The following is an 11,596-nucleotide window of genomic DNA, read 5'->3' as shown; positions in this document are numbered from 1 at the left end:
GCGTTTTGACTACAGCTTATATGGCTACGACTGACAAACGGCGCGGGGGTTTAACCCCATTGATGAAATCCTCATAAAAACCACCTTTCCTGACCAACCAGACAGTTTCAATCATCAACGACGCACCGTTGTTACCCACGTTCGTGTCGAAAATACCCACCTCGGTGCAAAAGCGCGGGCTTGAGACCTGCGAGATAGAGCCTTCGCAGGGAACAATCAATTCTGTTGATTATTACCATTGTGTTTATGAACTTTTATATCGACTTATCAAGAGTAGCATTAGCCCTGTACCCAATTTATCGCCCTCCCAAGGAGCAACCCATCATGAAACGCCAAATACTCGCAAGCTTTGCACTTTCCCTCCTGGCCACCAGCGCATTTGCCCTGCCAGCTGCTGAACAGGCAACCCCACAAGTGAAAGCCGACGCTTCCCACTTCAGCCAAACCCTGGCTCGCAGCGGCGCTTCGGACAAGAACAACACCGACTACAACGGCAGCATCACTGAAAACGGTTCGGAACAAGCCAACAAACGTGCTTACACCGAAGGCGTTGCTGAAGGTGGCCGTGATCGTCTGGAACAGAAAGGCCTGGTTGAAGGTGGCGCTGATCGCCTGATGGAACGCAACGCTGTTGCCGAAGGTGGTCGTGATCGTCTGGAACAGAAAGGCCTGGTTGAAGATGGTTCGAGCCGCGCCAACAAACGCGCTTATGCTGACGGCGTAGTGGAAGGCGGTGCTGACCGTCTGGCAGAACTGCATCAAGCACAGAGCTAAGCCCGTGCTGGCCCTGGAAAAAAGCCCGATCAGCCGATCGGGCTTTGACTTTGTGTGAACCGCAACGCCCTTCTCCCTTTTGAAGTTCGACGCTGGCAAAGCTGATTTGCTAGAGTGCGTCGCTGTCCTTGTCCACAAAGCCCGCCTGCCAATGCTGCCCCGCGCCGAACAGAAGCAACAGACCCGACTCGCCCTGATGGACGCAGCCCGCCATCTGATGGAGTGTGGCCGTGGGTTCGGCAGCCTCAGCCTGCGTGAAGTGGCCAAGACCGCCGGCATCGTGCCCACCGGTTTCTACCGTCACTTTGCCGATATGGATCAGCTGGGCCTGGTATTGGTCAGCGAAGTCGGCCAGACCTTTCGCGCGACGATTCGCCTGGTGCGCCACAACGAATTCGTGATGGGCGGCATCATCGATGCCTCCGTGCGGATTTTCCTGGATGTGGTCGCCGCCAACCGTTCGCAATTCCTGTTCCTGGCCCGCGAGCAATACGGTGGCAGCCTCGCCGTTCGCCAAGCCATTGGTGCCCTGCGTGAAGACATCACCAGCGACCTCGCCGCCGACCTGACCCTGATGCCCAAGCTCCAGCACCTGGATGCCGACGGCTTGCACGTAATGGCCGACCTGATCGTCAAGAGCGTGTTCGCCACCCTGCCCGACATTATCGACCCGCCCGCCGAAGCGCTGCCTGCGCACCTCACGCCACAAGCCAAGATCACCCAGCAGCTGCGTTTCATCTTTATCGGCCTCAAGCATTGGCAAGGCCTGGGCAGCACCGAATAACTCAGCGCACGGTGTGAAAACGCTTGGCGGTGGTGTAGTTCCGGTTCCAATAGCTGTTGGCCAGTGAGTCGATGCGCACGCTTTTGCCCGTGCGTGGCGAGTGGATGAACTTGCCCTCTCCTATATAGAGACCAACGTGGCTGACCTGGCCGCGCCCATTGCCCCTGAAAAACACCGCATCACCTGGTTGCAACGCATTGCGCTTGACCGTGGCCGCGGTTGAGCGGTGCATCGCCGAGGTGGTGCGAGGCAGATGAATGTTGGCTTCGGTCTTGAACAGGTACACCAGGAAGCTGCTGCAATCGAAGCCCTGCTTCACCGAAGCGCCGCCCAATTTATAGGGCGTGCCCAACAGCTCGTGGGCGCGGTCGATCACGTTGTCGATAGTAGGTGGCGGCGCGAATGCCGGGGCACGCTGAAGGTTGGCCGAAGCAGATGAAATGGCGAGCGACAAACTGACAATGAGTAAACAGAAAAATGACTTGTACATGGTGGAAACCGCTGAAGATTAAATACGGAGCGGAATCCTAATGAAACAGCGCGTAACGCAACGCACGGCAAATCCTGCAAGTGCGTAGGAAAAGTCCCAAGCAATCAAAACTCATAAAAGATGAAAGAAATTTCATGCACCAAGCAATGGAATTCAACGCCGAGCGCCCGGATCCGGTGCTATAAATCCAACCACGCACCAAAATGAAACATTTTGGAATAATTTCCTGCGCCATCAGGTGGCACAAGTCGCCTGCCTACAGGGAATTCCTACTCCCCGCGTGGTTGGCAAGACCCTTGCTCTAGCTTGCTTATCGCTCATAGCTGGAAGCTTTCTGATGCTGGTGATCCACCGCCGAATCGCCCCCCAACCCGTCTGGGCCGCAGAGTTGCTGCTGAATTTCGAAGCCCGCAGCAAAAGCCGCCTGCGCTGTTTCAGTGCCGACGGAGAAGACGTCGGCCTGTTTCTGGAGCGCGGCCAACCGCCGCTGCACGATGGCGAATTCCTACAGGCTGAAGACGGACGTGTCGTACGCGTGTGCGCCCGGCCTGAACAACTGCTGCACGTCACTTGCGGCAGTGCCTTTGAACTGACCCGCGCCGCCTATCACCTGGGCAACCGCCACGTGGCCCTGCAAGTGGGTGATGGTTGGCTGCGCCTGCTCGATGACTACGTGCTCAAGGCCATGCTCGATCAGTTGGGCGCGACGACCGAGACCATCGAGGCCCCCTTCCAGCCGGAACACGGCGCCTATGGCGGCGGCCACCACCACTCCCGCCATGGCGACGAAGACTTCAACTACCCGCCCAAGCTGCACCAGTTCGGCGTACGCCTATGAACCCAGCCTGGGCGCTGTTGCGTCTGGCCAGTCCGCAGCTGCCGATTGGTGGCTACAGCTATTCCCAGGGCCTGGAAATGGCCGTGGAGCAAGCCCGCGTGACCGACCCGGCAAGTGCCGGGCGCTGGATCAGCGATCAACTGTTGCTCAACCTGGCGCGCTTCGAAGCGCCGCTGCTGCTCGCCCACTGCCAGGCCGCCGCCGAACAGGACTGGCCACGCCTCGCGCAGTTGTGCGAGGAACACCGCGCCAGCCGTGAAACCCGCGAGCTGTATCAGGAAAGCCGGCAGATGGGCTATTCCCTGCACCAGCTATTGAACGGTTTACCGGAGCTGGATGACGCCGCCCGAGAGTTCCTGGCACAGCGTTCCGAACCGCACCTGGCCCTGGGCTGGGCCCTGGCCGCCCGCGCCTGGCAGATCAGCCCGGATGACGCCCTGGCCGCCTGGTTGTGGAGTTGGCTGGAAAACCAATTGGCGGTGCTGATGAAGACGCTGCCTCTGGGCCAACAAGCCGCCCAGCGCCTGACCAGCGAACTGCTGCCGCTGCTGCAACAAGCCCAGCAGGACGCCAGCCAGCTTGACCCCAATCACTACGGCAGCGCCGCGTTTGGCCTGTCCCTGGCGTGCATGGCCCATGAGCGCCAGTACAGCCGCCTGTTCCGTTCCTAGGGCACTTTATCTTGGAGAATCACATGAACACCCAACCCCTGCGCGTCGGCATCGGCGGCCCGGTCGGCTCCGGCAAGACCGCCCTGACCCTGGCCCTGTGCCTGGCCCTGCGTGATCGCTACAACCTGGCGGTGGTCACCAACGATATCTACACCCGCGAAGACGCCGACTTCCTGGTGCGCAACCAGGCCCTGGCGCCCGAGCGCATCATCGGTGTGGAAACCGGCGGCTGCCCCCACACCGCCATTCGCGAAGACGCCTCCATCAACCTCGAAGCAGTAGACCAGTTGAACCGTCGCTTTCCCGGCCTGGACCTGATCCTGGTGGAATCCGGCGGCGACAACCTGTCGGCCACCTTCAGCCCGGAACTGTCAGACCTGACCATCTACGTGATCGATGTGTCGGCCGGCGACAAGCTGCCGCGCAAAGGCGGGCCGGGAATCTGCAAATCCGACCTGCTGGTGATCAACAAGATCGACCTGGCGCCGCTGGTAGGCGCATCCCTGGAGCTGATGAACAGCGATACCCAGCGCATGCGCGGCGGTAAACCTTTCGTCTTCAGCAATCAGAAAACCGGCGTCGGCCTGGAAGAAATCGTCGCCTTCATCGAACGCCAGGGCTTGCTGACCGCAGCCTGATCAACCCCCACAAGGAGCCTGTCCATGCGCCTCAATACACTTCTCGCTGCCGCAGCCTTGCTGCTCACCCCCGCCCTCGCCTTCGCCCACCCCGGCCATGGCGACAACGGCCTAGTGGCCGGTATCAGCCACCCGCTGGGCGGCATCGACCACTTGCTGGCAATGGTCGCCGTGGGCCTGTGGGCCGCTCAACAAAAAGGCTCGGCGCGCTGGGCGCTGCCGTGCACGTTTGTCGGCACCATGCTGATCGGCGGGATGCTGGGCTTTGAAGGGCTGGAACTGCCGGCGCTGGAAAGCGGGATTGCCGCGTCGGTGCTGGCGCTGGGCCTGGCGGTAGCGCTGGCGGTGCGGCCGCCGTTGTTCGTGGCGGTGGCGGCGACGGCGCTGTTTGCACTGTTCCATGGCGTGGCCCATGGTTTGGAGCTGCCGGACATGTCCAGCCCGTGGGCGTATGCCATAGGGTTTGTGGGTGCGACGGCGGTTTTGCATGCTGCCGGTTATGCCGTGGTGCGTTTCCTGCCGGCGGCGGCTGCGCCGTTGGTGCGGGTGGCGGGTGCGGCTTCGGCGGCGACCGGGGTTTGGTTGCTCGCTGCCTGATTTTCGGTGCTCCTGAGGGCCTCTTCGCGAGCAAGCCCGCTCCCACAGTCGACGGCATTCCAACAATGGAACTCGATCGAATGTGGGAGCGGGCTTGCTCGCGAAGGCGGCAGTAAAGACAACACCGATCCCAAGCCTGATACCATGTCGCGCAAACACCCCTGCCGTGACGACGCCAGCCGATGCCCATCGCTCCAAGCTCCGCCCCCAAGCCTCAATTGACCGCCGTGTTGACGCACTTCCACGACCTGATCGTGCCGCTCTGGCAAGGCCCGGGCTGGAATGCCGACCTGGCGCTGCCCTATGAGGCCCTGGACGCCGATCATCGGCCTTTGCCCCCGCAACGCTATCGCGCCATGGCCTGCGCACGGCAGTTGTACCTGTTTGCCAGCCTGATCGGCGAGCCCGGCGCAGCCTTTGCCGAGGAGCGCGCCGCCGCGTTGTTCCGTTCCCTGCAACGGCACTTCCACGACGCCGAGCACGGCGGCTGGTTCTACAGCATCGACGCCCACGGCAAGCCGCTGGATAAGCGCAAGGACCTCTACACCCACGCCTTCATCATCTTCGCCTGCGCCCACTATTGGGCCAAGGTGCGTGAATCGCTGGTGGAGTCGGTGCTCGATGCCGCCCTGGAAGTGGTCGCCGAACGCTTCGCCACCGGCGACGGCCTGTACGAAGCGGTGCTGGAACGTAACTGGTCATCCCTCAAGTCCGGCCCTCTGCAAAACCCGTTGATGCACCTGGCCGAAGGCTTCCTCGCCACGCTGGCCGTGCGTGAAGACGCCGTCACCCAGGACGCATTGCTGGACTTGGCCAACGCCATGCAAAAGCGCTTCATCGACCGCCAACACGGGGTGATGATGGAAAAACCGCTGGGTGCTGTGGATAACTGGTTTGAACCGGGGCATCAGTTCGAATGGTTTTTCCTGCTGGAATCTTCGGATTTGCTGCGGGGCACACCGCTGCACACATCGCTGAACAAAGCGTTCACCTATGCCGAGCAAAAGGGTGTGGATAACGCTACCGGTGCGGTCAGCGGCATGCTGGCCCTGGACGGCAGCGTACGCGACGGCACCCAGCGTATCTGGGCCCAGGCCGAATACCTGCGGGCGCTGACCTTGCGGCCCAACAGTGAAGCCGTGCTGCACCGCCAATTGCTGGCGTTGCAGCAGCGCTTCCTGCACGACAAAGGCTGGAATGAATGCCTGGATGCCAAGGGGCACGTGAGCCGGCGGGATATGCCGTCGACCACGCCTTACCACTTGGCGACGTGCTACCTGGGCCTTACGCAATCCATTTGCGGTCCCCGGTAAAACTGATCGTCAGCCAGCGGGCCGCATCCGGCTTGCCCAACCCTGTGGATATTTCTTCGCGCAGCCCATCCAGGGTGGCGACGTTATCCACCGGGTAATCCGCCGGCAGCACCACATGAATCTCGATAAACCGCGCCCGCCCGTGCTTCTGCACGTAGGACACGTAATCATCGAAACCATGCCTGGCCTGGGCCGCCTCCATCACTTCGCGCACTTTTCCGTCCAGTTGGTCCGGCACAATCCCCAACACGTCGCGTAGCGCCGGGCGCAGGATCTTGAAGGCCGGCGCCAGCATGCTCAACGCCAGCAGGATCAGGATCAACGGGTCCACATACACCGCCCACTGCCCATAGCCCTGGGACTTGAGCAACAGCGCCGCCAGGAAGCTCACCAGCAGCCCCACCGACAGCATCGCGTCCACCAGCCAGCTGATGTTGTCGAACTGGATCAGCGACGACTTGAGCGTGCGATTGCGGTAACGCACGTAGAAGAAATAGGCGAACTCGACGACGGTAAACACCGCCGCATAGATGATCACCAGACCCAACTCGATATCGCGCCCGCCATTGATAATGCCGAACACGCCGTTGAGAAACGCGTAGATGGCGATCAACAGCAGGAAACTGCCCTCGATCAGCAGCACCATGGGTTCCAGGTGCCAGTAGCCGAACTGGAAACGTTCGTTGCTTTTCTTGGCGATCAGCTTGGCCGTGATCAGCATCAGCACCTTGATGGCGGTGGCGATCAGCGAGAAAAAGCCGTCGAATAAAATCGATTGGGCGCCCGACACCACCCCCGTGACAATCCCGGCGATCGCCACGGCGAACATCAGGATGGTCGATTGTTTGAGCAGCGACTGCTCACCTCGGTTACTCACATATCCTCCTGTCAAAACCTTTGAACCGCACAGCGCGGCGGGGTTTTCAGGGGTGGAGTGTACCTTATGTCCTGTTTTGGCCGATTTACCGCATATTCAAGCCTGACAAAACCCTGTGGCGAGGGAGCTTGCTCCCTCGCCACAACAGCTCGACGAACTTAGGCCTTGGCGCCGCGCTCAATCGCAAACCCGGCCCAGGTCTGGCTCACTGGCATCAGCTCCAGGCGGTTGATGTTCACGTGTGCCGGGGTGTTAAGCACCCAGAAGATCGTATCCGCAATGTCCTGCGGCTGGATCGGCTCGGCACCGGCATAAGTCGCGTCATAACGCGCCTGGTCACCGGCAAAGCGCACCAGCGAGAACTCACTCTCACACAGGCCCGGCTCGATGTTGGTCACGCGCACGCCGGTGCCCTGCAGGTCGCAACGCAGGTTCAGCGAGAACTGTTTGACGAAGGCCTTGGTGCCGCCATACACGTGGCTGCCCGGGTACGGGTAGCTGCCGGCAATGGAACCGAGGTTGATGATGCCGGCGCCACGGCCGTGGGCGATCAAGCGCGGCAACAGCAGGCTGGTGGTGGTCAGCAGGCCCTTGATGTTGGTGTCGACCATGGTTTCCCAATCGTCGAGGCTGCACTTCGGCGCAGGGTCGGTGCCCACCGCCAGGCCGGCGTTGTTGATCAGCCCGCGCAGCGTGGCAAAGGACGGCGGCAGGTTGGCGATCGCCTCTTCCATGGCCTTGCGGTCACGCACGTCCACCACCAGGCCGAGCACTTCGGTCTGCTTGGAAAGCTCGGCGCACAGGGCGTTCAAGCGCTCTGCGCGGCGGCCGGTGAGCACCAGTTTCCAGCCGGCTTCGGCAAAACGGCGGGCACAGGCTTCGCCAAAACCGGAGGTCGCGCCAGTAATAAACAGCGTATTGGACATGGTGTTCTCCTTGCGGGGCTACGAGGTAAAAAATCAGCCAGCAGAATGCCCGGCTACCGGGCTGGCGGCAACTGATACACGCTGTGGACACAGGTGAATGCCGCTCATGCTGTACGAAATTCAACCAATCGCCCGAAAGCCATACAGGCCGTGGCGTGCAGCCATGTGCGCGCACCTTATCCACAGCCCCGTCCACAGTCTTTGGGGGCAAGTACAAAAGCTGAAAGCCGCGCTACACAAGGCTTTCAGCGCGATTCAAAAAGTTTTTTGCTTGACCTTGCGCAGCCCGTATGTAGCCCGGTTCAAAACGGTGCAACCAGGACGATGGCTCCAGGCCAGTCATTCCGGCCTCTGCGGCACTCTTTCCAGAGTTTAGTCACAGACTTATCCACAGGCCGTAGTGACATATTCCGGTCATATACCTGTGTCTTTAAACAGGTTGACAAACCCCTCGGGTGGTCACGAAAAACTCACTGATCAATAAACAACCACCACGCTGCAAGCCACGAAAACAAAGGCCTCCAGCCAGCTACTCCCACGTTACCCACAGCCGGTTCCACAGTGCTTGGGGACAAGTCAAAACTGTGACAAAACAGGGATTTGCGGCGGCTATATGTCGCGCTTTGGCAGGTGCCCGGATTTGTTGTCCACAATTTCAGGAAAGCCTGCAGGCGACGCAAAAAAATGTGGGAGCGGGCTTTGTGTGGGAGCGGGCTTGCTCGCGAAAGCGGCGTATCAGTCAATGCACATGTGACTGACCCACCGTCTTCGCGAGCAAGCCCGCTCCCACACAAGCCCGCTCCCACATTGGACCTGCGAACGACTTAATGCCCGCCGAGGTAGGCGTTACGCACCTCCTCATTTACCAGCAGCTCCTTGCCGGTGCCGGTAAGGCGAATCTCGCCGTTGACCATCACGTACGCCCGGTCCGACAAGCGCAACGCATGGTTGGCGTTCTGCTCCACCAGGAAGATGGTCATGCCGGTAGACGCCAGCTCGCGCAGCGTGGAAAAGATCTGCTTCACCACGATCGGCGCCAGCCCCAGGCTCGGCTCGTCCAGCAGCAACAGCTTGGGCCGGCTCATCAGTGCGCGGGCGATGGCAAGCATCTGCTGTTCACCACCGGACATGGTCATCGCCCGCTGGTTGCGCCGCTCCTTGAGACGCGGGAACAGCTCGAACATGCGCTGCATATCTTCGGTGGCGAACTTGTCGCCAATCGGGATGGTACCCATCAGCAGGTTTTCCTCGACGGTCATGTCGGGGAACACCCGCCGCCCTTCCGGCGACTGCGCAATGCCGTTGGAGGCGATGTAGTGGGACGACTTGTGGGTAATGTCGACGCCGCGGTAGATGATCTGCCCGGACTCGGCCCGTGGCTGGCCAAAGATCGACATCAGCAGCGTGGATTTACCCGCGCCGTTGGAGCCGATCAGGCTCACGGTTTCGCCTTCGTTGATGTGCAGCGAAACTTTCTTCAGGGCCTGGATCGGGCCGTAGAACACGTCCAGGTCTTTCAGTTCGAGGATTGGCTCACTCATACCAGTTCCTCTTCGTCAGCGCCCAGATAAGCCGCGATCACCTTCGGATCATTGCGGATCGCTTCCGGCCCGCCCTCGGCAATCACGTTGCCGTGGTCCAGCACCACGATGTGGTCGGAAATACTCATCACCATGCCCATGTCGTGTTCGATCAGCACCACCGTCAGGTCGTGCTCGTCCCGCAGCAGGCGAATCATCGCGCTGAGGGCTTCGGTTTCCTGGGGGTTGAGGCCGGCGGCCGGTTCGTCGAGGCAAATAATCTGCGGCCGGGTGCACATGGCACGGGCGATTTCCAGGCGGCGCTGCTGGCCGTAGGACAGCTCGCCGGCCAGGCGGTTGGCGCAGTCCACCAGGTCCACCACTTCCAGCCAGTAGAACGCATGGTCGAGGGCGTCGCTTTCAGCCTTGCGGTAGCCCTTGGTATTGAGGATGCCCGCGAGCATGTTGCGGTTGACCCACATGTGCTGGGCCACCAGCAGGTTCTCCACCACCGACATTTCCTTGAACAGGCGAATGTTCTGGAAGGTGCGCGCCAAACCCGCCCGGTTCACCAGGTGAGTGCCGCCGAACATCTTGTAGAACACCCGGCTGACGAAGCTTTTCGGCGAGACAAAGTCGGTGGCCTTGAAGCGCTCGCCCAGCAGTTGGATCACGTTGGTCTGCTTGCCGCGCACATTGAGTTCGATCTTGCCGCCGGAGGCTTTGTAGAAACCGGTCAGGCAGTTGAACACGGTGGTCTTGCCGGCACCGTTGGGACCGATAAGGGCGAAGATCGAGTTGCGCTTGACCTTGAGACTTACGTCGCTCAAGGCCTTGATGCCACCAAAGTGCATCATCAGGTGTTCCACGGAAAGAACGACTTCCTTGCTCATGGCGCCACTCCTTTACGCGGGACGACACCGGTACGGCTGATACGAATCAGGCCTCGTGGTCGCCAGATCATCATCACCACCATCAACACGCCGAAGAGCAGCACGCGGTACTCGGAGAAGCTGCGCAGCAGCTCCGGCGCCACCGTCAGCACGAACGCGGCAATCACCACGCCGACGGTCGAGCCCATGCCGCCCAATACCACGATGGCGAGGATCAGCGCCGACTCGAAGAAGGTGAACGACGACGGGTTGACGAAGCCCTGGTAGCTGGCGAAAAACACCCCGGCCAGACCGGCAGTGGACGCGCCGATGGTGAACGCCGAGAGCTTCACCAGCACGTGGTTGAGGCCCATGGAACGGCAGGCGATTTCGTCTTCGCGCAAGGCTTCCCACGCGCGGCCCACCGGCATGCGGGTCAGGCGGTGCTTGATGTACAGCACCAGCAGCACCACCAGGAACAGCACGATGTAGATGAACAGGAATTTGATGTTGGGGTTGTAGTCGATGCCGAAGAACTCGTGGAACGGCACCCCGCCATCCTTCGCCTTGCGCACGAACTCCAGGCCGAAAAACGTTGGCGACGGCACCGGCATGCCGTTCGGGCCACCGGTAAACGACAGCCAGTTATTCAGCACCAGGCGGATGATTTCACCGAAGCCCAGGGTCACGATCGCCAGGTAATCGCCGTGCATTCGCAGCACCGGAAACCCGAGTATGCACCCCGCCAGCGCCGCACAAATCGCCGCCAGCGGCAGCACCGACCAGAAGCCCAGGCCGAGGTACTGGTAACCCAGCGCCAGGCCATAGGCGCCGATGGCATAGAACGCCACGTAACCCAGGTCGAGCAGCCCGGCCAGGCCGACCACGATGTTCAGGCCCAGGCCCAGCAACACGTAGATCAACCCGAGGATCACCACGGTCAGCAGGTATTTGTTGGCAAAGAACGGGAATACGATGGCAATCACGATCAACGCCGGGATGATCCAGCGCAGGCGCGACTTGTAGTCCGGCTTGAGCACATGCACACCGGAGCCGGTGCTTTCAAACCCTTGCAGAATCCGCAGGCCCCTTGGGGTTTGCAGGAACAGGCTCATGGCGAACCGGCCGACCATCACGATGGCCACCAGGATGCCGACACGCGCCGGTTGCAGGTTGAAGCTGTAGCCGTCGAGGACCACGCCGACGATCGGACCGAACACGATCAGCGAAATCAGCCCGGCGAGTACCGCATCGACGACACTTTTCTTGATATCGATAGAGTAGGCAGCAGACATA

Annotated in this window: 13 protein-coding genes; 7 read left to right on the top strand and 6 right to left on the bottom strand. The window is 60.8% G+C overall.

Annotated elements, in window-relative coordinates; translation table 11 throughout:
- Nucleotides 1–324 precede the first annotated feature (324 nt).
- Nucleotides 325–774, top strand: coding sequence for a hypothetical protein (locus V6607_RS03005; RefSeq protein WP_003217421.1), 450 nt, complete (start codon nt 325–327; stop codon nt 772–774).
- A 151-nt stretch (nt 775–925) separates the two neighbouring features.
- Nucleotides 926–1,558 carry a TetR family transcriptional regulator gene (locus tag V6607_RS03000; RefSeq protein ID WP_017478372.1) on the top strand — a complete coding sequence of 211 codons (633 nt, stop codon included), beginning with the start codon at nt 926–928 and terminating at the stop codon, nt 1,556–1,558.
- Between the two features lies 1 nt (nt 1,559).
- Here V6607_RS03000 and V6607_RS02995 read toward each other — a convergent pair whose 3' ends face one another.
- Nucleotides 1,560–2,048: a C40 family peptidase gene (locus V6607_RS02995; protein ID WP_003217425.1), complete on the bottom strand. Its 489-nt coding sequence runs from the start codon at nt 2,046–2,048 to the stop codon at nt 1,560–1,562.
- Between the two features lie 337 nt (nt 2,049–2,385).
- Here V6607_RS02995 and ureE point away from each other — a divergent pair, with 337 nt between their 5' ends.
- From ureE to V6607_RS02970, 5 genes are all read left to right on the top strand, one after another.
- The gene (gene ureE / locus V6607_RS02990; protein WP_003217426.1) at nt 2,386–2,886 is read left to right on the top strand and encodes an urease accessory protein UreE; all 501 of its coding nucleotides are present in this window, start codon (nt 2,386–2,388) and stop codon (nt 2,884–2,886) included.
- Nucleotides 2,883–3,557 carry an urease accessory protein UreF gene (locus V6607_RS02985; protein ID WP_003217429.1) on the top strand — a complete coding sequence of 225 codons (675 nt, stop codon included), beginning with the start codon at nt 2,883–2,885 and terminating at the stop codon, nt 3,555–3,557. The genes ureE and V6607_RS02985 overlap by 4 nt, the downstream gene beginning before the upstream one ends.
- 23 nt (nt 3,558–3,580) lie before the next feature.
- Entirely contained in the window at nt 3,581–4,195 is a 615-nt protein-coding gene (ureG, locus tag V6607_RS02980) for an urease accessory protein UreG (protein ID WP_003217431.1), read from the top strand.
- A 24-nt stretch (nt 4,196–4,219) separates the two neighbouring features.
- Nucleotides 4,220–4,792 (top strand): HupE/UreJ family protein, encoded by a 573-nt coding sequence (locus V6607_RS02975; protein WP_087692463.1) that lies wholly within the window; start codon nt 4,220–4,222, stop codon nt 4,790–4,792.
- A 182-nt stretch (nt 4,793–4,974) separates the two neighbouring features.
- Nucleotides 4,975–6,105 (top strand): AGE family epimerase/isomerase, encoded by a 1,131-nt coding sequence (locus V6607_RS02970; protein WP_134325648.1) that lies wholly within the window; start codon nt 4,975–4,977, stop codon nt 6,103–6,105.
- Here the strand turns inward: V6607_RS02970 and V6607_RS02965 are convergent.
- The 5 genes from V6607_RS02965 to livM all read right to left on the bottom strand — a co-directional run bounded on the left by V6607_RS02965 (nt 6,077) and on the right by livM (nt 11,595).
- Nucleotides 6,077–6,982, bottom strand: a complete 906-nt coding sequence (locus V6607_RS02965; protein WP_102367988.1) for a cation diffusion facilitator family transporter — start codon at nt 6,980–6,982, stop codon at nt 6,077–6,079. The two genes, V6607_RS02970 and V6607_RS02965, sit on opposite strands and share 29 nt — an antisense overlap.
- A 158-nt stretch (nt 6,983–7,140) precedes the next feature.
- The gene (locus V6607_RS02960) at nt 7,141–7,908 is read right to left on the bottom strand and encodes an SDR family oxidoreductase (RefSeq protein ID WP_003217437.1); all 768 of its coding nucleotides are present in this window, start codon (nt 7,906–7,908) and stop codon (nt 7,141–7,143) included.
- Between the two features lie 824 nt (nt 7,909–8,732).
- The gene (locus tag V6607_RS02955; protein WP_003217439.1) at nt 8,733–9,449 is read right to left on the bottom strand and encodes an ABC transporter ATP-binding protein; all 717 of its coding nucleotides are present in this window, start codon (nt 9,447–9,449) and stop codon (nt 8,733–8,735) included.
- Nucleotides 9,446–10,321 (bottom strand): ATP-binding cassette domain-containing protein, encoded by an 876-nt coding sequence (locus tag V6607_RS02950; RefSeq protein ID WP_003217442.1) that lies wholly within the window; start codon nt 10,319–10,321, stop codon nt 9,446–9,448. Before V6607_RS02950 ends, V6607_RS02955 begins: the two co-directional genes overlap by 4 nt.
- A complete protein-coding gene (gene livM / locus V6607_RS02945; RefSeq protein ID WP_003217445.1) occupies nt 10,318–11,595 on the bottom strand; it encodes a high-affinity branched-chain amino acid ABC transporter permease LivM in 1,278 nt (425 codons plus the stop codon). Before livM ends, V6607_RS02950 begins: the two co-directional genes overlap by 4 nt.
- Nucleotide 11,596 lies beyond the last annotated feature (1 nt).

Origin of the sequence: Pseudomonas sp. KK18, assembly GCF_037094675.1 — a bacterium.
Lineage (GTDB): Bacteria > Pseudomonadota > Gammaproteobacteria > Pseudomonadales > Pseudomonadaceae > Aquipseudomonas.
Note: the sequence above shows the minus strand (reverse complement) of the source record. Positions and strands in the feature narration are given on the sequence as shown.